Annotated in this window: 23 protein-coding genes; 8 read left to right on the forward strand and 15 right to left on the reverse strand. The window is 66.7% G+C overall.

Annotated features, from left to right (window positions below; all coding sequences use genetic code 11):
* Window positions 1-24: 24 nt before the first annotated feature.
* From GVL61_RS17580 to GVL61_RS17595, 4 genes are all read right to left on the reverse strand, one after another.
* Window positions 25-1,011: an FAD:protein FMN transferase gene (locus GVL61_RS17580; RefSeq protein WP_200844851.1), complete on the reverse strand. Its 987-nt coding sequence runs from the start codon at window positions 1,009-1,011 to the stop codon at window positions 25-27.
* 20 nt (window positions 1,012-1,031) lie between these two features.
* Window positions 1,032-1,943 (reverse strand): DUF4198 domain-containing protein, encoded by a 912-nt coding sequence (locus GVL61_RS17585; protein ID WP_159981960.1) that lies wholly within the window; start codon window positions 1,941-1,943, stop codon window positions 1,032-1,034.
* A gap of 78 nt (window positions 1,944-2,021) precedes the next feature.
* Entirely contained in the window at window positions 2,022-2,510 is a 489-nt protein-coding gene (locus GVL61_RS17590) for a DUF2271 domain-containing protein (RefSeq protein ID WP_159981961.1), read from the reverse strand.
* A gap of 14 nt (window positions 2,511-2,524) precedes the next feature.
* The gene (locus GVL61_RS17595; protein WP_159981985.1) at window positions 2,525-3,184 is read right to left on the reverse strand and encodes a PepSY-associated TM helix domain-containing protein; all 660 of its coding nucleotides are present in this window, start codon (window positions 3,182-3,184) and stop codon (window positions 2,525-2,527) included.
* 232 nt (window positions 3,185-3,416) lie between these two features.
* Here GVL61_RS17595 and GVL61_RS17600 point away from each other — a divergent pair, with 232 nt between their 5' ends.
* Window positions 3,417-4,235, forward strand: a complete 819-nt coding sequence (locus GVL61_RS17600) for an energy transducer TonB (RefSeq protein WP_159981962.1) — start codon at window positions 3,417-3,419, stop codon at window positions 4,233-4,235.
* A gap of 59 nt (window positions 4,236-4,294) precedes the next feature.
* Here GVL61_RS17600 and GVL61_RS17605 read toward each other — a convergent pair whose 3' ends face one another.
* The 4 genes from GVL61_RS17605 to GVL61_RS17620 form a co-directional block, all read right to left on the reverse strand.
* Entirely contained in the window at window positions 4,295-4,678 is a 384-nt protein-coding gene (locus GVL61_RS17605) for a response regulator (RefSeq protein WP_159981963.1), read from the reverse strand.
* An 82-nt stretch (window positions 4,679-4,760) separates the two neighbouring features.
* On the reverse strand, window positions 4,761-8,405 hold the full coding sequence (locus GVL61_RS17610; protein ID WP_159981964.1) for a PAS domain S-box protein: 3,645 nt from the start codon (window positions 8,403-8,405) through the stop codon (window positions 4,761-4,763).
* 151 nt (window positions 8,406-8,556) lie between these two features.
* Window positions 8,557-9,738, reverse strand: a complete 1,182-nt coding sequence (locus GVL61_RS17615; protein WP_159981965.1) for a GGDEF domain-containing protein — start codon at window positions 9,736-9,738, stop codon at window positions 8,557-8,559.
* A gap of 103 nt (window positions 9,739-9,841) precedes the next feature.
* A complete protein-coding gene (locus GVL61_RS17620) occupies window positions 9,842-10,771 on the reverse strand; it encodes a formylglycine-generating enzyme family protein (protein ID WP_159981986.1) in 930 nt (309 codons plus the stop codon).
* Between the two features lie 237 nt (window positions 10,772-11,008).
* On the opposite strand from GVL61_RS17620, the gene GVL61_RS17625 reads away from it, so the two are divergent.
* Together GVL61_RS17625 and GVL61_RS17630 are read left to right on the forward strand one after the other, a co-directional pair.
* On the forward strand, window positions 11,009-12,391 hold the full coding sequence (locus GVL61_RS17625) for a RimK family alpha-L-glutamate ligase (protein ID WP_159981966.1): 1,383 nt from the start codon (window positions 11,009-11,011) through the stop codon (window positions 12,389-12,391).
* A complete protein-coding gene (locus tag GVL61_RS17630; RefSeq protein WP_159981967.1) occupies window positions 12,388-13,176 on the forward strand; it encodes a sulfite exporter TauE/SafE family protein in 789 nt (262 codons plus the stop codon). Before GVL61_RS17625 ends, GVL61_RS17630 begins: the two co-directional genes overlap by 4 nt.
* 6 nt (window positions 13,177-13,182) lie before the next feature.
* On the opposite strand, the gene GVL61_RS17635 is transcribed toward GVL61_RS17630, so the two are convergent.
* From GVL61_RS17635 to GVL61_RS17665, 7 genes are all read right to left on the reverse strand, one after another.
* Window positions 13,183-14,283 (reverse strand): acyltransferase, encoded by a 1,101-nt coding sequence (locus tag GVL61_RS17635; protein WP_159981968.1) that lies wholly within the window; start codon window positions 14,281-14,283, stop codon window positions 13,183-13,185.
* Window positions 14,284-14,436: 153 nt separating this feature from the next.
* Entirely contained in the window at window positions 14,437-15,054 is a 618-nt protein-coding gene (locus tag GVL61_RS17640) for a riboflavin synthase (RefSeq protein ID WP_159981969.1), read from the reverse strand.
* 4 nt (window positions 15,055-15,058) lie between these two features.
* Window positions 15,059-16,045: a bifunctional diaminohydroxyphosphoribosylaminopyrimidine deaminase/5-amino-6-(5-phosphoribosylamino)uracil reductase RibD gene (gene ribD, locus GVL61_RS17645; protein ID WP_159981970.1), complete on the reverse strand. Its 987-nt coding sequence runs from the start codon at window positions 16,043-16,045 to the stop codon at window positions 15,059-15,061.
* Complete coding sequence (locus GVL61_RS17650) at window positions 16,042-16,533, reverse strand: hypothetical protein (RefSeq protein ID WP_159981971.1); 492 nt, start codon at window positions 16,531-16,533, stop codon at window positions 16,042-16,044. The genes ribD and GVL61_RS17650 overlap by 4 nt, the downstream gene beginning before the upstream one ends.
* A 32-nt stretch (window positions 16,534-16,565) precedes the next feature.
* The gene (locus GVL61_RS17655; protein WP_159981972.1) at window positions 16,566-17,291 is read right to left on the reverse strand and encodes a M48 family metallopeptidase; all 726 of its coding nucleotides are present in this window, start codon (window positions 17,289-17,291) and stop codon (window positions 16,566-16,568) included.
* A gap of 5 nt (window positions 17,292-17,296) precedes the next feature.
* Window positions 17,297-17,821, reverse strand: coding sequence for a YcgN family cysteine cluster protein (locus GVL61_RS17660; RefSeq protein WP_159981973.1), 525 nt, complete (start codon window positions 17,819-17,821; stop codon window positions 17,297-17,299).
* Window positions 17,818-18,420 carry an SCO family protein gene (locus tag GVL61_RS17665; RefSeq protein ID WP_235037767.1) on the reverse strand — a complete coding sequence of 201 codons (603 nt, stop codon included), beginning with the start codon at window positions 18,418-18,420 and terminating at the stop codon, window positions 17,818-17,820. The genes GVL61_RS17660 and GVL61_RS17665 overlap by 4 nt, the downstream gene beginning before the upstream one ends.
* Window positions 18,421-18,512: 92 nt before the next feature.
* Here GVL61_RS17665 and GVL61_RS17670 point away from each other — a divergent pair, with 92 nt between their 5' ends.
* From GVL61_RS17670 to ssb, 5 genes are all read left to right on the forward strand, one after another.
* The gene (locus GVL61_RS17670) at window positions 18,513-19,154 is read left to right on the forward strand and encodes an ankyrin repeat domain-containing protein (protein ID WP_159981975.1); all 642 of its coding nucleotides are present in this window, start codon (window positions 18,513-18,515) and stop codon (window positions 19,152-19,154) included.
* A 10-nt stretch (window positions 19,155-19,164) separates the two neighbouring features.
* Complete coding sequence (locus GVL61_RS17675) at window positions 19,165-19,821, forward strand: COQ9 family protein (RefSeq protein WP_159981976.1); 657 nt, start codon at window positions 19,165-19,167, stop codon at window positions 19,819-19,821.
* Between the two features lie 191 nt (window positions 19,822-20,012).
* Complete coding sequence (locus GVL61_RS17680; protein WP_159981977.1) at window positions 20,013-20,267, forward strand: FeoA family protein; 255 nt, start codon at window positions 20,013-20,015, stop codon at window positions 20,265-20,267.
* Window positions 20,264-22,108: a ferrous iron transporter B gene (locus tag GVL61_RS17685; RefSeq protein ID WP_159981978.1), complete on the forward strand. Its 1,845-nt coding sequence runs from the start codon at window positions 20,264-20,266 to the stop codon at window positions 22,106-22,108. The genes GVL61_RS17680 and GVL61_RS17685 overlap by 4 nt, the downstream gene beginning before the upstream one ends.
* Before the next feature lie 81 nt (window positions 22,109-22,189).
* Window positions 22,190-22,618: single-stranded DNA-binding protein (gene ssb, locus GVL61_RS17690; RefSeq protein ID WP_159981979.1), on the forward strand; the 429-nt coding region annotated here is incomplete at its 3' end.

Here is a 22,618-nt window from a genome sequence, read left to right on the forward strand (position 1 = left end):
TGGCTGCCGCGCAGCCATGAGGGGTCAGCCTCGCGGCTCGTCCTCCGGCTCCAGCATCGAATGGAGGACCGGGCTGATCCATTCGGTGATCGATTCGCCGCTGCGGACCAGCGCGCGCACGGCCAGCTTCTCGCGCGTGGCGAGGGCCTGCATGGCGCCTTGTGCGTGGACGCTCAGGGCCGTCGCCCAGACGTCGGCCAGCATCGCGGAGGAGTGGATCACGCTGACGGCCATGGCGTGTTCGACCGGCTGGCCGCTGCGGGGGTCGATGGTGTGGCGGCCGCGCACATAGTCGCCCGAGGTCGCCACGGCGAGCTGGTGCAAGGCAAGGCGCAAGGGAGTGACGCCGTTGGCGGGCGTTTCGAGGTCCACCCACCATGGGTCGCCATCGGGCCTGAGGCCGAGCCCGACCAGTTCGCCGCCGATCTCGACAAGGGCATGGTGAAAGCCCCTTTCGCGCAGCAGCCGGGCCAGTGCGTCCACCGCAAAGCCCTTGGCGATGCCGGACAGGTCCAGCCGCAGCGCGCCCGGCTGGCGCAGTCGCTGTGCTTCGCGGTCATGGGCGAGGCGGGTGAAGCCGGAAACGGCCAGAGCCTGTTCGATTTCGGTCTGGTCTGGCGGGCGCGTGACTTGGACGGGGCCGTGCCCCCAGATGTCGACGAGCGCGCCGATCGCCGGGTCGAAAGCTCCGGCGGATCGTTCCGCGATAGTGAGCGCCGTGTCCATCACCAGCGCGAAGTCGGGGGGCAGGGCGTGCCACGTACCACCGGTCGCGCGGTTGAAGCGGCCCAATGCGGAGTCCTCGCGCCAATGGCTCATCTGCGCGAGGATCGTTTCCAGCCGGGCCTCGATCGCCGCCGACAGAGCCTTGCGGTCGAAGCCCGCCGGAGCGGAGAGCTTGACGTGCCAGGTAGTGCCCATGGTCTCGCCGTCCATCGAGGCGACCGGATTGTCCTGCCGCCAGGTGGCGAAGCAGGTCGGGTCGATCTCTAGCGGGACGGCGAAACGCATGGGGTTCGGGAGTCAGGCGATCAGGGTGCCACGACTTCCAGCGTGCTGGTGAAGGACATGCGGCGGGTCTGCGCGCGCTTGTCGCTGGGCTTGTTGTCCTCGGCGCTGGCGCTCATCCAGTACATGCCGGCGACAGGCCACTTGATACGCAGCACGCCGTCCGCGCCGGTGGTCAGTTCCTGCGCGTCTTCCGCCTCGCGGTACTTCTTGCCGCCGGGGATCACGGTAACCTTGACGCCGGCAGCGGGCTTGCCGTCGATGAGGAAGCGGAACTGCGCCTCCTCATCCGAGACGAGCGCGTCGGGGTGAGTGATCGGATCGAACTCCAGGCCCTTGCCGGTCGGTGTCAGTACGCCCTTGGTCGGCGCGTCGGACGATACGTAGATGGCGTAGGAGGTCTGCGATTCGCTGAGCTTGATGGCGGTTGCATTGGCCGGGATATCGGCGACCGTGGCGACCATGCGCGGGGGCTGTCCGCCTGCACCGCCGGGGCCACCTGCGCCCGGACCACCTGCGCCCGGGCCACCCGCTCCGGGGGCGCCCGGAGGGCCGGCGGGACGGCCGCGTCCGCCCACACGCCATTCCTCGGTACCCACCTTGAAGGTGCCGCCGATGGAGGAGCGGTTCATGCCGATCTTCCACGTGCCCGGCTTGTTGATCGCAACGTCGAACGTACCGCGATACCGGCCCTTGGATGCGTTCTCGAGTTTGCCTTCGCTGCCGTCGGGGGCCCAGACCGACACCTGCGCAGGGTCCATGGGCATGTGGTCGGGGTAGAACAGGTCGTTCGACACGGCGGCGTCGACGGTGACATATTCGTTCGTGCCGGCCAGCGTGGTGGTCGAAGGCAGCAGCCACATGCGATGGGCAAGGGCCGGCGTTGCCAGCGCCGAAGATACGGCGGCGGCGATCATGATGGTGCGGAAACGCATTTCAATTCCCCATGTTTGCAAGAAAAATGTCGTGAAGTAAGCGAGCGGTGCCCACTCGGCTCAGCGAGAAGATCCGGCTCAGCGGATGGTGATGGTGCCCAGTTCGGTCTTGCCCGATGCGGTGCCGCCCTTGGCCGGGACCGAGAACGGCACCGAGACCAGTTCGCGTCCGCCGGTTTCGCGCGCAGCTTCTACCTTGAGGACATACTGTCCGGCGGGGAGGTTCGCGGGAATCGCCACGGTGTAGCTGCCGGGTGCGCGCGTGGCGCCGGTGAGGCCGTCCGCCGGCATCTTCATCGAGCTGCCGCCCTTGCGCCACCAGGTGCGCAGGTCTGCCAGCCACTTGGTGCCCGGTTCGCGGCCAGCCTTCTTGACGTCGTACCAGACGAAGATCGTGCGCGCGTTGCCGCCTGCGACAGGCTCCACCCAACCGGCGACGTAGGGGCGGTGGTATTCGGCCACCTTGATCTGCGGGATGGTGATCGTCACCGACGCGGCCATCGCGGGGGTGGCAATCGTTCCGGCGACCAGCAGCGGCAGCGCGGGCAGGATTTTGGATGGTGACATCACGGGCTTTCTCGTCAGTGGATGAACAGGAGCGCCAGCAGCACCGGCGCAATGAGGCTGAGGATCACCAGCGGCCAGGTCATCGGCCGGTGCTTGGCATGAAGTTGCAGCAGGAGCAGGCCGGTCAGCGTGAACAGCACGCAGGCGCCTGCGAACAGGTCGATGAACCAGAACCACGCGTCGCCGGTATTGCGGCCCTTGTGGAGGTCGTTGAGGTAGGAAATCCAGCCGCGGTCGGTCACTTCGGCCGCGACCTGGCCGGTGGTGCGGTCGATGCTGACCCAGGCATCGCGCCCGGGGCCGGGCATGGCGATGTACACTTCGTCGTCGGCGGACCAGTCGGCCGCGCGTCCGGCAGGGTTCAGCGGCACTGCGCCGGCCACGGCTTTTGCCACGTCGGCGGGCAGCGGATCGGTCGCATCGCCGGGGGCGCGGAGCTTTGTCAGCAGGGCGGCGGGCAGCTTGCCCTCGCTCTTGGTCACCACCGGCTCCGCGCCGATCGAGGCGGCATGGTTAAGGGTGATGCCGGTAACCGAAAACAGGAACATCGCCGCCAGCGAGATCGCCGCGCTGACCCAGTGCCAGGTGTGGAGTTGCTTGAGCCAGAAGGCGCGGACCTTCTTTTTCTTCTTCGCGCCCGGCGTCGCGGTTTTTGCGCGGGGCGGGGCGGGCATGGGCTGCGCGGGTTCGCCGCCGGCCGGAGCACCCGTCACGCGCGGATTGTCGGCGCGTTGTTCAAGGGCATCGGCAGCTTCCAACGTGTCACATCCTTGTCTTCCGGGGGAGGGGTTAGAAATCGGCAGTCCTGCGGCATTGCAAGTGCCTGAAAGCCGTCTTCCCTCTGGACGACCCGGTGCTTAATGTATATGCAAATCGCTCGCAATAGTGGTTGGCAGGAGATTACAATTGGCGACACTCGCAGTCCCCGAACTGGATGAGTTCGCCCGTATTCCGACCTCGGACGTGATCAGTAACCCTTCCGCAGAGTTCGCGGGAGGGCTTCGGCACCCTGCGGGCGAATCGGCGGCAATGGGTGCGACTGGGTATGTCGCCGCGTATGAACGATCGGGCTATCAGGCCTCAAGCCGGGCCCGGCCCGTAGCGTTCCTCGCATCTGCGGGCGCGATTCTGGCGATCGCGGCAGCGATGGCTACGCTCAATATGGTCGCCACCCACCAGGAACGCGTGCGTCTGACCACCGTTGACGTGCGCGATCTCGACGTGACCCCGCCGCCCCCGCCCGAGCCGACTAAGCTGGAAACGCCCGAAGCGGCGATGACCCAGACCGTAGCGCCCCGGCCGATGATCGAACTTCCCTCGCCGGGCCCGGTGCAGGTCATGGTCGACGCGCCGCCGCCGCCGGCCCCGCCGACGGTCACCAGCGAAGGCGTGAAGACAAGCGCCGCCCCGGCCGTGGCCCCGGCCGCTTCCACGACGATGGAAGGCGGGGACCTTTCGAGCAAGGTGCTGTTCGCCAAGCCGCCGACGTATCCGACCGAGGCACGGCGCTCACATGAGCAGGGCATCGTGAAGCTGCTGGTCCTGGTGGGCACCGACGGCACCGTCAGGGATATCCAGGTCGCGGCCAGCAGCGGCAGCCAGCGGCTCGACCGCGCGGCCCTGCAGGCGGTGAAGCGCTGGCGCTGGTCGCCGACGATGAACGGCGGCACGGCGATGTCGGTACGCGGCTATGTGACGATACCGTTCGTGCTGGTAGCGGCCTGATCCGAACTGCATCCCGGACCTGATTCGGGAGGATGCACGGGATTGCAGCGACGCTCCAACTACCGGGCGGCGCCGAGCGCCTCGCGCAGGACCTGCATTGCCCGCTCCAGCTGGGCGGAGCTGTAGGGCTTGTCGAGCAGCACGGTCGGGCGGTGACCGCTTGAAGCGTCATAGCCGCCGCTGGCGATGGCCAGCGGGATTGCCCGTGCCGCAACTTCGGCGATGATCGGGTCGGCTTTTTCGCCGCCGAGGTTAAGGTCGATCACGGCGACGTCGAATGCCTGGTTACGGGCGCCGTCCAGCGCGGCCGAAAGCGTGGCATAAGGGCCGACGACTTCGCAGCCCAGATCGGCCAGCATTTCCTCCAGCAGCATTGAGACGAGAAATTCGTCTTCGGCCACCAGCACACGCATTCCGTTGAAGTTGGATGTATCCCCAGACATCGTCCGACCTTTGAAGATGCACGAAGCGCATCGAATTGTGTCGAAGTCTTGGCAGCGCTCTCGGAATTCGGCAAGCCGCCATTTAGCCTTCTATGATCTCCCGTATCCGCCCCGCCAGCATGTCGATGGCGAAGGGCTTTGTTATCATCGCCATGCCGGGTTCAAGGAAGCCGGAGGCCATCGCCGCATTCTCGGCATAGCCGGTCATGAAAAGTACTTTGAGCGCGGGACGCGAAGCGCGGGCGCCATCGGCGACCTGGCGGCCGTTGAGGCCGGGCAGGCCGATGTCGGTAATGAGCAGGTCGATGCGGCGCTCCGATTGCAGGATCGCGAGTCCCGAAGGACCGTCCGACGCCTCGATCGCCTGGTAGCCCAGTTCGTCCAGCACCTCGAGGATGAGTCCGCGCACGACCGGCTCGTCCTCTACCACCAGCACCACTTCGCCTTGCCTGGCGGTCGGGGGATTGTCCTGGAGGCCGGTTTCGTCGGGGATGCCCTCGGCGCCGTGGTGCCGGGGCAGATAGAGTTTGACCGTGCTGCCGATGCCTTCCTCGGAATAGATCCGGGCATAGCCTTCGGACTGGCGCGCGAAGCCGTAGATCATCGAGAGGCCGAGCCCGGTGCCCTGGCCCATCGGTTTGGTGGTGAAGAACGGCTCGAAAGCGCGCGCGGCGGTTTCCGTGCTCATGCCCACGCCGGTGTCGGTGATGGAGATACACACGTACTGGCCCGGCTTCACGTCGCGCTGGCGTGCCACGTAGTGGGCGTCGAGGTGGGCGTTGCAGGTCTCTATCGTCAGCCTGCCGCCGCGGGGCATGGCATCGCGCGCGTTGATGACCAGGTTGAGGATCGCGCTTTCCAGCTGGTTGGGGTCGCACCGGGTCAGCCAGAGGCCGCCGGCCAGTACGAATTCCAGCTCGATATGCTCGCCCAGCGTGCGGCGCAGCATGTCCTCCATCGAGGCGACCAGCGGATTGGTTCGCACTGGACGGGGATCGAGCGGCTGGCGGCGCGAGAAGGCGAGCAGGCGGTGCGTCAATGCCGCCGCCCGCTCCGCCGAGGTGCGCGCGCCGGTCAGCCAGCGCTCGAGATCGCCGGTGCGCCCCTGCGCCAGGCGGTTGTGCATGACGTCGAGACTGCCGGTGATGCCCTGCAGCAGGTTGTTGAAATCATGGGCAATGCCGCCGGTAAGCTGGCCAACCGCTTCCATCTTCTGGCTCTGGCGCAGGGCGTCCTCGACCGCGCGCTGGTCGGTGATGTCGCGGCCGATGGCGTGGATGCGATGTTCGTCGGGCACTGCAGTCCAGGCCAGCAGGCGATAATCGCCGTCCCGGGTGCGGTAGCGGTTCTCGAAAGCGACGGTGCGCTTGCCGGTGGAGAGTTTGGCGACTTCGGCACCGGTCGCCTCAAGATCCTCGGGATGGATGAAGCTGGCGATGCGGCGGCCCAGCATCTCGCCTTCGTGCCAGCCCAGCAGGCGTTCGGCAGAAGGGTTGACCGCCGTGATGGTGCCGGTGAAATCGCAAACCAGCATAAGGTCGCGGGTTATCGTCCACAGCCGGTCGCGGTCCTGCGCAAAGGCGGCCTCGGCCTGCTTCTGCGCTTCGATTTCGGTATTGGTGCCGACCCATGCAGCGATGGTGCCGCGCGCATCGGTGAGCGGCAGCGCGCGCGCGAGGTGCCAGCGGTAGTGACCAGCGGCATCGCGCAGCCGCATTTCGGTATCGTAGACCTCGCCGCTGGCAACCGACTGCGCCCAGCGTTCGAGCACGCCGTCGCGGTCTTCGGGATGGACGATCTGGGTCCAGCCATTCTCATCGAAAGTGCCGCGCTGCTTGCCGGCATAGGCGTAGGCACGGTCGTTGAACCAGTCCATCCGGCCATCGGCGCGGGCGGTCCAGACCTGCGTGGGCATGTTCTGCGCCAGAGTGCTGAACTGCGCCTCGCTCTTTTCGAGGGCCAGCTTGGTACGATGCCGGTCTGTGACGTCCTGTACAATGCCAACCATGCGCACGGGATTGCCGGCCGCGTCCAATTCGAAATCGGCCTTGCGGGCGATGGCACGTTCCTCGCCGGTATCGGCGCGGTGGATGCGGTATTCGATGTCCAGCGTGGCGGCGCCGCCATTTCGCTTCGACAGGTTGGAGGTTCGCTCGCGGTCTTCGGGGACGACCAGGCTCTCGAATATCTCCGGCGCGACGGAACCCCGCTGCTCGACGCCGAAAATGCGGCAGAATTCGTCGGTGCCGGTGATCGTATTGGCGGCGATATCGACCGAGAACAGGCCGACGCCGCCGGCCACTTGCGCGCGGCGCAGCTGGTCTTCGCTCAGGCGCAGCGCTTCCTGTGCCTCGTATTCGTGGGTGCGGTCTCGCAGCAGCTTGACGAAGCCGGTCGCGGCGCCGCCGTCGCCGTGCAGCGGGGTCATTTCCCCCAGCCCCCAGAAGCGTTCGCCCGATTTGCGGACGTGCCAGCGCGCGTCGTGGGCGCGGCCGGTTTCGAGCGCCTCTTGCCGCTTGGCGGCGGGGCGCCCGGAGGCGCGGTCCTCGGGCGTGAACAGCAGCTCGATCGGCTGGCCCAGCACTTCCGCCTCGGTCCAGCCGAGCATCGCTGCCGCTCCGGCGTTCCAAAGAGTGATGTTGCCGCCCAGATCGGTGGCGACGATGCCGTAGTCTGTCGCGCCGTCCAGGATCTGGCGGTTGTACTCTTCGCGCTCGCGCAGCAGCACTTCCGCGCCCGCGCGCTGGATGTGCGCCCAGGACCGTTCGGTGACCTCGCGGATAACGCTCAGTTCGGCGGCGCTCCAGCGGCGTGGGCTGCTGTCGTGGATGGCCATGAGCGCGGTCAGCCGGCCTTCCTTGACCAGCGGCATGCAGATCGTGGCGGCGACGCCGATGGCCTGGAACGCCCCGGCTTCCTCGGGCGGCAGTTCTGCGGCGTTATCGCCGATCACCAACGCCTGTCCGGCTGTCAGTTCGCGGACCGCCAAGGTGCCGAAGTCGGAAAGGTGATAATGCCCGACGATCGAAGGCGAGCCGGGCGCATACCAGTTGCCGCGGATGGTGAAGCCGTCTCCGGCCTCATCCATATCGGCATAAGCGCAGTTGGACAGGCTGAGGTGCTGGGCGGTGAGGCGGGTGGTGATCTCCAGGATCTGGTCCGCGCCCCGGCAATCGGCCACGGCGCGCGAAAGGGTGTCCAGGAAGCGCAGGCGGGTCTCGCTTTCCTCCAGAACTTCGCGGGCGCGGTGGGCCTGTGTGGTTTCGACCACGACCGCGATCACGCCGGCGGGTTTGCCATCGTCGCCCGGCACCGGCGAATAGTCGAGGTTCAGTCGCAGCTCCTCGGGCCGCCCGTCCCTGTAGAGGGTAAGCGCATGGTCGCGGTAGCTCAGCGAGCCCCCGGCCAGGCCGACGCGCATCACGTTCTCGTTGAAGTCGGCGACTTCGTCCCAGCCATCGAGCACATGGGAGCCGAGCAGGCGGCTGTCGCGACCGCCCGCGAATGTGGAATAGGCGTCGTTGTAGAGCATCACGCCTTCAGGGCCCCACAGTAAGACCAGCGGCACCGGGGAAGGCAGCATCATGCTCACGGTATGGCGCAGGCTGACCGGCCAGCCCGCGATGGGGCCGATCGGCGTCGAGGCCCAATCATGCGCGGCGATACGGCGCGCGAGATCGCCAGCGAGTCCCATGAACCCGGCGTCGTTCTCTTCGCTGCGCATCATTCGCCTTGAGTGTCCCTTCGCGCCCCGTCCGGCGCTTTGCTCGTACGCCATTCGTACGTGAAAAACACTTCTTCCTTCAGGGGGTTCCCGGTCAATCGGTGATTTGCATGACGGCCCGAAAGGAAGGCGGCAGGAGGTCTTGGCGGTGGGATCAGCCGGCCGCCGCGAAGGGGAAGAAGAAGGGGCCTTCGTCCTCGTAGCCGCGCAGGTTTTGCGGTCCGAGTCCGGGGCGATTGCGGCCCTTGCTCTTGGCGTCGTAGAGGCCCCGGTCGGCTTGCAGGTGAACTTCGGACAGGTTGCCGGTGCCCGCGCCGAACGAGGCACAGCCGATGCTGAGAGTGCCGCAGTGCTGCGGGCCCACGCGGCGGCCGAAGCCCGAGCACAAGCCTTGGGCGAACTGCAGGGCGGCAGCTTCGTCGAGCCGGGGCAGGATGACGGCGAATTCGTCTCCGCCAAGCCTGCCGATCACGGCATCGACCGGAGTTTCGAGCTGCAGATAGCGGGCGAGGGCGACCAGCAGGCGGTCGCCTTCCTGGTGGCCGAAGCTGTCATTGACGGTCTTGAAATGGTCGACGTCGATCAACAGCAGGGCGCCGCCGCCTTTCCCGGCCTTGGCAAGCAGGGACTTGGCCTGTGCCTCGAAGCCGCGGCGGTTGAGGAGGCCGGTGAGCGGATCGCTTTCGGCCAGCCGGGTGACGCGGTGTTCGCGGCGGCGGCGCAGGGCGCCCGCGATAGACATCGCCAGCGCGACCTCCACCAGCACGCCCTCGAATAGCGAAATCACGATCATGGTGCCGCTGTAGTGGTAAAGGTTGACGAAAGCGCCGGGAGCGAAGGCGGACAGGGCCTTCACTGCGTAGAACCCGCCGTGGAACAGGAAAGTGCAGAGCAGCATCTGCGTTTCCGAGCCGTTCGTGCGCCTTTCGCCGAGCAGCACGCCCGCAGTGCTCAGCGAGAGCACGGCGACGCAGCCGGCGTTGAATAGCGAGAGCGTCTGGGCGTCCATATGCGGCATCGCCATCAGCCCGGAACAAAGGGCCGGAACGAAGAACCAGGCACGCGCGAGCCGGTGGCCAACGAAGGCGGCGGTGCCGTGCAGAAAGCACAGGTGCGCCAGCGGCAGCATCGAATTGGAGAGCCAGATGCCGATGTAGAACGATCCCGCCTCCCGCAGCGGCGCCAGCGAGCAGCCTACGACGATGCACAGGAAACCCAGCGCGAAGCTCAGCAGAAAGCGTTCGTGCAGCGTCCGCCACTCGATGAATAGGAATGTCGCGGCGACGAAGGCAATGCCATCCGTCAGCCACATCATCGTTTGCGCATCAACCGCCATGTAACCTTGAACCCCGTCGCACGAGCCCCGTCTCGCGTAGGGTTCGCTTACGCGATTATCCTAAACAAAGCGTTCATTTCATTTCGTTGAGGGCGGGTAGCGATCAGCCTTTGCGCACCACGCAGCGAAAGCCGATGTGCGAAGTGGAGGTGTCGATCATTTCGGGGTGGCGGGCTGCGGGCCGGTAGCGCTGGCAGTAGTTGGGGGCGCAAAGGTGCGAGCCGCCCTTCAGCACTTTCCGCCCGATGCGCACGCCCGGCTGCGCGGGGTCGAGACTGTCCTTCAGCTTACCGCCGCGCGGATTGCTGAGGGTGCAGCATGACTTGCCCGCCGTTTTCTTCGGGGTTTCAGGTTTCTCACTCCACCAGTCGCTGGTCCATTCCCAGGTATTGCCGATCATATCGACGAGGCCGTAGCCGTTCGGCGCATAAGTGCCGACCGGCGAAGTCCGCTCCCAACCGTCCAGCATCTGGTTGGCGAAGGGGAACAGGCCCTGCCAGGTATTCGCCATCATCGTCCCGCCGGGCGAAAGTTCGTCGCCCCAGGCGTAGTCCTTGCCTTCCAGTCCGCCGCGCGCGGCAAATTCGAATTCGGCTTCTGTGGGGAGGTCCTTGCCCGCCCATTTCGCATAGGCCTCGGCATCGCTGTAAGCGATCTGGACGACCGGGTGGTCCCACAGGTCCAGGCTCTCGATATCGCTGCCGGGGCCAAGCGGCTGGCGCCACCAGGCACCGAATTCGAAGCGCCACCAGTTGGCCGGGTTCGATGTGTCGACCGGAGCGGCGCTCTTGTGGAAGACCAGCGATCCGGGGCGGTCCATGCCGGGCAGCATGTCTGGGTAGTCTTTGGGGTCCGGCGCGATTTCGGCTCCGGTCACATGGCCGGTCGCCTCCACGAAGGCGGCGAACTGGCGGTTGGTCACCGGCGTCCGGTCGATCAGGAAGGCGTCCACCGAAACCCGGCGCAGGGGCGCTTCCTCGGGATAGAAGCGCTCCGATCCCATCGTGAAGGTGCCGCCGGGAACCGCGATCATGTCGGCGGGCGTATCTGCGGTATCGGGTGCGTCGTCGGTGGTCTGCAAGCGATAAGGCCTTTCCTGCCCCGTGATTGCGCCTTACCTAGGGCGCACGGCAAGGCGGGACAACAGGCAGCATCAGCCTGAAACCGGCGACTGCCGCAAGATTTACGGCTGAAGGGCCTGCCTACCGTACGCGCGGAGGCGAACTCGTTTTTCGCACCATGACAACAGTCTATCGGGGGACGTATCGCTTTGCGCGGCTGGATTCTCTTTCAGCATGAACTCGACCCGGCGATCCCGGAAGTGCCCGAGGTGTTCCGTTTCCAGGAAGCGGCGGGGGCGATGGGTATCGAACTGCACGTCTTCCAGCCGCACCGCTTCGAACTGGTGGTCGGCACCGGGGGCGACTGGTCGATGAAGTATCAGGGCCAGCCGGTGGCGCGGCCCGACTTCGTGATCTGCCGTACCGGCGCCGAGACCGACTATTTCACGCTGGCCCTGCTGCGCCATATCGAGCGGCGCGGGGTGCGTCTGGTCAACGGCCCGGCGACGATCGAGACGGTGGCGGATAAACTGCATACCTTGCAGACCCTTAACCGCGCGGGTCTGCCGATCCCCCGCACGATCCTGGGCACCTTCCCGATCGACATCGATCTGGTCGAGCGGGAACTGGGCTTCCCGGTGATCGTCAAGACACTGAAGGGCACGCGCGGGGCCGGTGTCCTCAAGTGCGAGGATCGCAGCCAGTTCGAGGATCTCGCCGGCCTGCTTGAAAGCGCAGAGGCCAAGGCGGACTTCATCCTCCAGCATTACGTGCGCGCCAGCCACGGCCGTGACGTGCGCGTGCTGGTGGTGGGCGGCCGGGTGGTGGCCGCGATGGAGCGGCGCTCGCTGACGGGCGGCTTCAAATCGAACGTCTCTCTGGGCGGAGTCGGGGTCGCCTACAACCCGCCGCAGGAGATGGCCGAACTGGCAGTACAGGCCGCCGACGTGCTGGAACTGGACATAACCGGCATCGACATTCTGTTCGACGAGGACGGCTACCGTATCTGCGAGGCCAATTCCGCCCCCGGATTTCAGGGCCTGGAACGGGCGACCGGCATGGACGTGCCGACCGCCATTCTCGAATGGGTGGTCTCGACACAGGACGCCGCGCGCGAGCGTGAGCCGCTACCGGCGGAAAGCACTGCACTGTCCGACATGGTCTTCGGTGGCCGCGCAGGCCTGCGCGCGCTGACCGATCGCAATACCGAGTTCCGCCGGTTTGCCAGCGCCGTGGGGCTGCGCATGGTCGCGACGGGGATCGGCGCGCTGGTGCAGGCCAGCTTCCCGCGGATGTTGGTGGATCGCCGCAGCCCGGTGGGAATCGGCCTTCGCTCGCTGTTCGAGGGGCGCGTGGCTTCCGAACTCAACCACCTCGACGACCGCGCGCAGGAGCGCACGCTCATGGTCGTGCTGGCCGTGGCGATCTGGGCGGCGGTGCTGCCCTGGCTGGTCGGCGCCGAAGCCATCGTCAGCGGGGTCCTCTCGGTGCTGGCGCTGAGCTTCCCGGTCCTGTTCCTGCTGACAGCGCCGGCGGGCCGTTTCGGCAAGTCGCGGCGAAGGACCGGCGCGCGCAAGGGAGGCGGGGCATGATCGATCTTTCGGCGATCCCCTGGGCGGACCTTGCCCCCTTCATCATCGCGGGGTTTCTGGCCCAGCTGGTCGACAGCGCACTGGGCATGGCCTTCGGGGTAATAGCCAATTCGCTGCTGGTGGTGCTCGGCCTGCCGCCGGCGACGGCGTCCTCGGTCACCCATACCGTGGAAAGTTTCACCAGCGGCGTCTCGGGCATTTCCCACGCGCTGCAGCGCAACGTCGACTGGCCACTGTTCGCGCGTCTCGTCGTCCCCGGCATTGCCGGCGGCCTGACCGGGGTATGGGCGCTGACGCACCTGCATCTCGATTTCGTACGCCCGGTAGTGCTGGTCTATCTGGCGGCAGTGGGGATTTATCTCATCTGGCGCGGGGCACGGCGGGCGCAGGCCTATCGGCGGATGCGCATGGTCGGCCCGCTGGGGCTGGTGGCGGGCTTCCTCGATTCGTTCGGGGGGGCCTGGGGGCCGGTGACGACAGGCAGTTTGATCGCGCAGGGGATGACCCCCCGCATGGCGGTGGGCACGGTCAACGCCGCCGAGTTCTTCGTCTCGGTTACCGTGCTTTCGGCCTTCATCGGTTCGCTGGGCCTGCAGTCCTTTGCGCTTGCCGCTGCGGGGCTACTGATCGGCGGCGTGGTCGCCGCGCCGCTGGGAGCGCTGGTGACGCGCCGCGCCTCGAGCAGAAACATGACGCAGTGGGTCGGCGGCGTTCTGATCGTGGTCGCGCTTTGGGGCCTCATCTCGCTGACGCTTGCGCCGGGGCCGCTGTTCTTCCGTATGTGATCGGCGTCAGGCTGCGGTGGTTGGGGTGATGCGGGTCAACCTGCCTCCGCTCAGCACTTTCGTCGCGCCCGGGGCTACCCGGATCAGGCCCTGCGCAATCGCGATCACGGCGGCCAGGATCAGGAACGGCTGGGCCAGCAGGTAGACCGGATAAAGCGGCGAGCCGAGCTTTCCGGTCAGCTTGCCGACCAGCGGTCCGAACAGCCACAGCAGGATGAGGTGAGCGCAGAAGTAGAAGAACATGTAGGGCTCGATCCGCTGGAGGACCGGCGCCGCGCGGCTTGCGGCCAGTTCCCAGGCAAGGCGCCAGACGGCGATCGAGGCAGCGACGCGCGTGGCAAGGTCCAGTGCGGCGGTCGAGCCATCATCGAAGGGCCGCGCATCGCCGAGCGAAACGTACAGATGCAGCGGCATCAGCACCGCGAAGGGCAGGGCGGCCAGCACCAGCGGCGCGAAGGCGATACGCTCGGCAAGGCCGTTGCGGCGGGCGATGACGCCGATGGTGAAGAACATCAGGATCGAGGGGCGCAGCATCACCGGCGGACCTATGCCGGCGATATGGCAGGCCCCTGCGGCGAGCGCCAGCAGCGCCAGCGCCCATGTCGGCAGGCGTATCAACAGCGGGGCCAGCACCATGCAGACGAAGAGGTCGCGCAGGAACGGCATCTGCACGTCGATGTCCGGCGGGCGGGTGAGGATCAGCGTCTCCTCCACCACCCAGCGCAGCGATTGCGGCACGGGCGCAGCCAGGCCCAGAAGCCACGCCGCGCCCGATACGAGGATAATCGCCAGCACATTCCACAGCGCCATCGGCAGCAGGATAGTGCGGGCCTTGCGGGGGATGTGCGAGCGCCAGTCCTGGGTACGGCTCGATCCTGCGACCAGCCAGCCGGAAATGAGGCCCAGCAAGGGCACGGCGCTGCGGCCGAACACTTCCATCAGCACCCAGCGCAATATTTCCTGAGGGGTGCCCCGGGCCAGTTCGAGACTGTATCCGTCGAGGCCAGTCCAGGCATGGACGTAGACGACACCGGTTATGCAGATGACACGGGCAACGCGGATCGCATCGGATCGGCGGCGCGCTTCGGCGCTCATCGGTTCAGGCAAGCGGTATCCCGCGCATTATTTTCCCTCTTCCAGTTATCTCTTCGCAACACCCGAAGTTCGCCGGGGTTGCCACGCCTCTGCCATGAAACGGACGGTAGGCGCGACGGGATGGTTGGAGAATGCGCCTGAAAGGAAATGAAATTCCGACTTACCTCACGCGCGCAGCGACTGCATCCGCTGGAGGTAGCGGGCCAGCACGTCGATCTCCAGGTTCACCCCGTCACCTTCGCGCATCGCGCCGATGGTGGTGACTTCGGCGGTGTGCGGGATGATGTTTAGCGTAAAATGGCAGGTGCCGTCGGCCTCGTCGCTCACTTCGTTCACCGTCAGCGAGATGCCGTCCACGGTGATCGAGCCTTTGGGGGCGAGGTAAGGCGCCAGTTCCTTCGGCGCGGCGATCACGAAGCGGTGCGAATCGCCCACGGGTTCGATGCTCACCACGGCGCCCACGCCGTCGACATGGCCGGTGACGATGTGACCGCCCAGCTCGTCGCCCAGCTTCAGTGCGGGTTCGAGGTTGAGGTGGCGGCCCTGCTGCCAGCGCGCCGGCACCGTGCGGGCGACCGATTCGCCCGAGATGTCGACCGCGAACCATGCATCGCCGGCCGTGCCGCCCTTGTCGACAACGGTGAGGCACACGCCCGAGCAGGCGATCGAGGCGCCCATGGCGATGCCCGCCGGATCGAACGGGCAGGCAATGACGGCGCGCAGGTCGCCGGCTTGGCGGGCTTCGCGAATGGTGCCGACGGCAGTGACGATTCCGGTGAACATGGGTCTAGCTTTCCGAGGGGCTGTCGGTGGAATTTCGCGCGTCGTAGACTTCGAGCGTGTCGCTGCCAAGCTGGCGGCGCTCGGTAAGGCGCCATTGGCCATGGGCGTGGGCCAGTGCGGACAGGCCGAAGTCGCCCAGCGCAGGGCGGCCGCCCAGCAGGACCGGGGCACGGTAGATCAGCAGCCGGTGGACAAGTCCGGCGGCAAGGAAGGCAGTCGCCGTCTTCGCCCCGCCTTCGACGAAAAGGTGCAGCACGCCCTCCATCCGTGAGATGTCCTCGGGAGAGGACAGGGCGTGCCAGCCCTCGGGCACCGGGCCGCGTGTCAGGACCCAGCGCTGCGGGCTGCGGTCTTCCAGCCCCGGCAGGCGCACGTCGAGGCGGGGATTGTCGGCGCGCAGGGTGCCGCCGCCGACAAGAATCGCATCCGAACGGGCGCGCATCGCATGGGTATGGGCGCGGGCCTGCGCTCCGGTGATCCACTGGCTCTCGCCGCTCGCCAGGGCGATGCAGCCGTCGAGCGATAGAGCGAGTTTCAGGGTGACCTCGGGCCGCGCCAGCCGCTTGGAGGTAAGGTAGCCGGAAAGGCTGCGCGCGCAGGCGGATGAGGGCAGGAAATCGGCGGCGACCCCGGCCTCGCGGATACGCGCGATACCGGCGCCCGAAGTGCGCGGATCGGGGTCCATGCAGCCGATGACGACGCGGGCAAGGCCTGACGCGCTTACCAGGTCGGCGCAGGCGGGCCCGCGCGCCGAGCGGTGGGCGCAGGGCTCCAGCGTAACGTAAAGCGTCGCGCCCCTGGCGGCTTCACCGGCGGCAGCCAGCGCCATGGCTTCGGCATGAGGGCGTCCGCCTGCCTGCGTCCAGCCGCGCGCCACGACGCGGCCACCCCGGACCACGATCGCGCCGACGCCCGGATTGGGCCGGCTGAGCGGGCGTGCGCGTGCGGCCAGCGCGGCGGCCGCCGCGAGCCAGCGCGCGTCTTCCCTCACTGGCCGGCAGGTTCCGGCGAAAGTTTCGGATTGGCGATGCCCGAGCGCTTGAGGGTAGCCTCGACGCGTTCGCGCTCGGCCTTGTCCCTTGCGGCGTCTTCGGCATCGGCTTCGCGGGCGATCTTGTCGACGTCGATGCCGGACATGCGCCCGATGGTCTTGTACATCTCGCGCACGTCCTTGTCGCGGCGAGCCATCTCGCGGGCCCAGGCTTCCTTGTTCTTCTGGTTGGCGAGGTTCTCTTCCATGATCTGCGCATCCGTGCGGTGCGCCTTGAACACGGAGATATAGGTGACCTTGGGCGGCAGGTGCGGGGCTTTGCCTTCCTGCGTGCTCATCAGGTAGAACACGCCGAATGTGCAGGCCGCGGAAACGGCGGCGATGCGCCAGCGGTTGGCGCCCGCCTGCTTCCACACTTGCACGAAATCCCCAACCATGCCGGTGGGGTTGACGTCTTTCCAGATTCCGGAGCGTTTGAACGGGGACATGGGCGCTATCTAGTCCCTAACCGCACCTAAATCTACCCGAACGGCACATAGAGCGTGCGGCCGTGCGCCTTCAGCCAGCGATTGGCCTCATGCACCGAGCCTTCGAAGATCGTCTTGAGACAGTGGTGGAACGCCGGCGAGTGATCGAAATGGACGAGATGCGCGACCTCGTGCGCGACCACCGATCGGCGCACCATGTCCGGTGCCATGACCAGTCGCCAGTTGATGCGGATCGAGCCGTCATGCGCGCAAGACCCCCAGCGGCGCTGCGCGCTCGACAGGCCCAGGGCCGGGCAGGGCTGTTGGGCACGCTCGCAATATTCGGCGAGATCGGCGGCGAGCAGTACGCGCCCCTCGGCCTGGAGCCAGCGGGCGAGGCGCTGGCTGAGCGAATCGGGCGGGCCGCCTACGCGCAGCTCTCCCGGAGCCACGACCGGGCGGCGCGGGGCAAGCGGGTCATGGACGATGGCCAGCGTTTCTCCCCGAAAGACCAGCGTCGCGCCGTCTGCCACCGGATTGGCGCTGGGCAGAGCTTCAAGCTGCCGGACCAGCCAGTCGCGGCGGCTTTGCGCGAATGTGAGGGCCTCTGCGGTACGGGTCCAGTGCGGGATCGAGATGCGCACTTCGCTGCCATCGGGGGCGAGGCGCATGGTCATGCGGCGTGCGCGTTCCAGCCGGCGAATCACCACCGGCAAATGCCGCCCCGCGACTTCGACGACCGGCTCCTCCTTGGGGTCGCGCCGCAGCCAGTCGAGCATTGCGGCTAGTCCTTCCGCCCCGGAGGCAGGACCGCCCAGGGGGCGTTGCCCTCATCACCGTCGTCGTCGAAGTCGCCGTCATCGCCGTAGGGCCAGACGATGTGGTTCTCCAGCGGACCGGCCACGTTCTCTGAGATGACCTTTCCGGCCACCGACATGCCGGCGCGGTGCACCGCATCGCGGTCCCCGCTCACAAGGTAGTGCCATTCCGGCAGCGGGTCGCCGTCGGCGCGCAGACGGTAGGCGCAGCTGGGCGGGAGCCAGGCGAGCGAGCCTGCCGTCTCCGGCGTCAGCTTCATGCAGTCGGGCACGAACTTGCGGCGGTTGGGATAGTCGCTGCACTGCGCGGTCTTGAGGTTGAGCAGCTTGCAGGCGACGTTGGTGTGGTAGATCTCGCCGGTGTCCTCGTCTTCCACCTTGTGCAGGCAGCACTGGCCGCAGCCGTCGCACAGCGCTTCCCACTCGTCGCGGGTGAGCTGGTCGAGAGGGCGCTCCCAGAAGGGCCGGGCGGAGGGTTTCGGCGCGTTCACTTAACCCACTTGGCGAGTTCGGCCGAGACGTCCTCGGGGCCCTTGTCGATCGGCAGCATGGCGATGGGCTTGCCGTCTGGGTCCATCAGGAAGGCGATGCGGCTGTGGTCCATCAGGTATCCGCCGGGCGTTTCCTCGCCCTTCTTGTAATAGGAGGCGAAGGCCTTGGCCGCCTTGTCTACCTGCGCCGGGCTGCCGGTGAGGCCGAGCAGGCGCGGCCCGAAGGCGGCGGTCCATTCGCCGACCACCTGCGGCGTATCGCGCGCGGGATCGATCGTGATGAAGATCGGCTGGACCTTGGCGGCCTGTGCTGCGTGGGCCTTTTCGAACAGCGAGAAGCCGCGCATCATCGCCTGCACGTCGAGCGGGCAGGCATCGGGGCAGAAGGTATAGCCGAAGTAGACGATCCGCCAGCGGCCCTTGAACTGGTCCCAGGTCACGGTTTTGCCGTCCTTGTCGACGAGCGTGAAGGGCCCGCCGATGGCGGCGCCCTCCAGCGGCGGCGCCTCTGCCGAAGACTGCTGCTGGCAGGCGGCAAGGGGCACGGCGAGCGCAAGCCCGAGTGCAAGGAAAGCGAAGCGGCGGAAAAGGTAGGTCATGGCGCGCCGGTTCATGACCTGCTAAACGCCGGCATGCAAGGCGCGGGTGGCGGGGCCGTGTCTGAAAATCCTGTGCTTGGAGGAAATTCAAGGTGTTGAAGATTTCGATCCGCGGTGTGGTAGGCCTCTCACGCGCGATCCTGAAGGTTGCCATTCCGGTTTTCGCGGCCAGCCTGCTGATCGCCAGCCCCGCGCGGGCCGATTTCTCGGAAGGCTACAAGTTCCTCGAAGCGGTGAAGAAGAAGGAAGGCGACAAGGTCGAGGAGGCGCTGATGAAATCCTCCCAGATCGTCAATGCCAAGGACGTGACCACGGGCGAAACCGCCCTGCACATCGTCACCGCCCGCCGCGACCTGACCTGGCTCAATTATCTCATCGCCAAGGGCGCCAACGTCAATGGCGCCGACGACCGTGGCCGCACTGCGCTCGAACTCGCGGTGAACCTGGGCTGGCGCGAAGGTGCGACGGTTCTGCTGGAACAGAAGGCATCGCCGGACCCCTCGAACGACGCGGGCGAAACGCCGCTGATCTTCGCTGTCCACCGCAAGGATGCGAACATGATGAAGGCGCTGCTCGACGCCGGGGCCAATCCCGACCGTTCGGACAATTCCGGCCGCAGCGCGCGGGATTATGCCAAGCTCGAAGGGGGCGGCCAGAACCTGCTCACCACGATCGACACTTATGCGAAGAAGAACGTCAAGTCGGCCAAGCCCGTCTACGGACCGACATTCTGAGGCTTTGGTCATGACGCAAGACTCTACCACTCTCGATGAACTGCGCCGCCGTGTGGCACCTGCCATTGCCGATGCGGCGGTGTTCGATGGCTGGTCGGCGCAAGCGGTGAAGCAGGCGGCTGTCGCAAGTGGAATCGACCCCGAACTGGCCGCCTTCGCCTTTCGGGACGGCGCCATGTCGATGATCACGGCATGGATCGACCATGTCGACTGGACCATGGTCGGCGCGGTGACGCCTGCCGCCCTGTCCAACCAGCCGATCCGCGAACGTATCCGCCGGCTGGTCTGGGCGCGGCTCGAAGCCGTCGCCGGGCGCGAGGAAGCGTTGATCCGCGCGCTCACGATCATGGCGATGCCGCAGAACCTTGCCGCTTCGACGCGGCTGGGCTGGCGTAGTGCGGATTCGATGTGGCGGCTGGCCGGTGACAAGGCCACCGATTACAATCACTATACCAAGCGCGCGATTCTGGGCAGCATCTACGCCGCCACGCTCCACGTCTTCGCCCGCGACAAGAGCGAGGACAAGGCCGAGACCCGCGCCTTCCTCGACCGCCGCATCCAGGGCATCATGCGCTTCGAAAAGGCCAAGTCGCAGCTACTGCGCAAGCCGGACGAGCGTTTCAGCGTGACCCGCCTGCTGGGCAGGATGCGCTACCCGGCGCGGTAATTCGGCCGGTTCCGCCTGCTACCGTGCAGGCGGGCCGCCCGGCTGTCCTCAGCCGCGCCGGGTAGAATGTGAACCTGGGGCGATCGCGCGCCGTGCCGGCCATGTTTCCCGAATCTTGCGATGCCACAAGCTCACGTTTCAGCTAATGCGATCCAGTTGCAAACGGCGGCGTTATCTGGCAGCGCATCGGCATGACCTTAGACCTGCTTCCCATCGGCCAGGGCGCGCGCATTGTCGCTGTCGACTGGTCCGCTCTCGTTCAGGAAGAAGCCCGGCGCCTGCGCGCGCTCGGGCTTGAGGAAGGGGCCCGTGTTTCCATCGCGCACCGGGGAATCCTGGGCGGCCGCGATCCCATCGCCATCACCGTGGGCCGCATGACCGTGGCCGTGCGCCGCGCCCATGCGGCCACCATGGAAGTCGAAGTCCTGGAAAGCACTGGTAAATGAGCCGTCAACGCAAAGTCGCACTGGTCGGCAATCCCAATGCCGGTAAAAGCGCGCTGTTCAATGCCCTGACCGGCGCTCGCCAGAAGATCGCCAACTATCCGGGGGTCACTGTAGAGCGCAAGTCGGGCCGCTTCGTGCTGCCCACCGGCGAACCGGTGGAGATGACCGACCTTCCGGGCGCCTACGGGCTCGACCCGACCAGCCCTGACGAAGAAGTGACCTCCAAGGTCATTCGCGGCGCCTTCGCGGGCGAGGCGGCCCCCGATGTGCTGGTGATCGTGCTCGATGCCTCGAACCTTGAGCAGCACCTCGTCTTCGCGCAGGAAGTGCTGGCGCTCGGCAAGCCCAGCGTCATCGCGCTCAACATGGTCGACCTTGCCGAGCGGGACGGGCTGGTGCTGGACCCCGCCGTGCTGGCCGAGGAACTGGGCGTACCCGTGGTCTCGACCGTGGCGGTGCGCCGACGCGGCCTGGCCGAACTGGGCGAGGCGATCGCCAACGCGGGGGAGCGCCATGCCGGCCCCGGCCTTACCGATCTGACGCAGACCGAACGGCGCGTCGCCGCCCATGCCATGGCGGGCGCTGCGATCCTGTCCGAATCCCGGCAGTACCGGCTGCATGCCAGCCTCGACCGCCTGCTGCTCAATCCATGGCTCGGCCCGCTACTCCTGCTGGGCATCCTGTTCGTGGTGTTCCAGGCGGTGTTCGCCTGGGCGACGCCCTTCGCCGATGCGCTCGAGGCCGGTGTAGGCTGGCTGCACGACACGGTTAAAGCGACCCTGCCCGAAAGCCTGCTGCGCGACCTCCTGACCGACGGCGTGATTTCCGGCGTAGGTTCGGTGATCGTGTTCCTGCCGCAGATCGTCATTCTCTTCGCCTTCATCCTGGCGATGGAAGCCTCGGGCTACATGGCCCGTGCAGCCTTCCTGATGGACCGGATGATGGCGGGCGTAGGCCTTTCGGGGCGCAGCTTCATTCCGCTGCTGTCCAGCTTCGCCTGCGCCATTCCCGGCATCATGGCGACCCGTTCGATCACCGATCCCAAGGACCGGCTGACGACGATCCTGATCGCGCCGATGATGACCTGTTCGGCGCGCCTGCCGGTCTACGCGGTGATCATCGCCGCCTTCATTCCCAACAAAAATGTCGGCGGCGGTGTCGGCCTTCAGGGGCTGGTGCTTCTGGTGCTGTACCTTGCTGGTGTGCTGGGGGCGATGGCGGTAGCACTGCTGATGCGCAGTTCGATGACCAAGGGTGCAGCCTCCGGCTTCATCATGGAAATGCCGAAGTATCAGATGCCCCGCCTCAAGGACATGGCGATCGGTCTGTGGCAGCGTGCCTGGATCTTCCTGCGGCGCGCCGGCACGATCATCTTCATGGTCACCGTGGTGCTGTGGCTGATGCTCAACTTCCCGAAGGCCGGGCCGGGCGAAAGCCAGGTCGATGCCTCGATCGCGGGTAAAGTCGCCAGCGCGTTGGCCGTGGTAGTGGAGCCGATCGGCTTCAACCGCGACATGGCCCTGGCCTTGATCCCGGCGATGGCCGCGCGCGAGGTTGCGGTTTCCTCGCTGGCGACGACTTATGCGGTCGACGCCGGTGACAACGAGGACGAGCAGGCGGCGGAGCTGGGGGACCAGCTCAAGGCCCGCTGGACCCTGCCGATGGCGCTGGCGTTCCTGGCTTGGTTCGTCTTCGCTCCGCAGTGCATGTCGACGATTGCGGTGACCCGGCGCGAGACCAATGGCTGGAAGTGGCCGACGTTCATGCTCGTCTACCTCTTCGTGCTGGCCTATATATCGGCAGGCGTGACCTATTGGGTCGCGGTGGCGGCAGGGCTGTAGACAACCGGCGCCGCTGACTCGCTCCGGCCACCGCCTTTCGCTACCCCGTTCGCCAAATTCAGATACGAAAGCGATTCACCCATGGCAGGCAGCGTCAACAAGGTCATCATCGTGGGCAACCTGGGGGCCGACCCCGAGGTCAAGTCGTTCCAGAACGGCGGGCGCATCGCCAACTTGCGCATCGCCACGTCGGAAACCTGGAAGGACAAGGCCACCGGAGAGCGCAAGGAGCGTACCGAGTGGCATTCGGTCGTGCTCCAGTCCGACGGTCTCGTCGGCGTCGCCGAGCGTTTCCTGAAGAAGGGCTCCAAGGTCTACATCGAAGGCCAGCTGCGTACCCGCAAGTGGCAGGATCAGAACGGCAACGACCGCTACACCACCGAAGTCTCGGTGGGCGGTATCGGCGGCGTGCTGACCATGCTCGACGGCGCCCAGGGCGGCGGCGGTGGTGGCGGCCAGCGCAGCGGCGGTGGCGGCGGCTGGAACGAGGGTGGTTCCTCGGGCGGGGGC

The sequence above is a fragment of the Novosphingobium sp. 18050 genome (assembly GCF_902706195.1).
In the GTDB taxonomy this organism is placed as follows: Bacteria; Pseudomonadota; Alphaproteobacteria; order Sphingomonadales; family Sphingomonadaceae; genus Novosphingobium.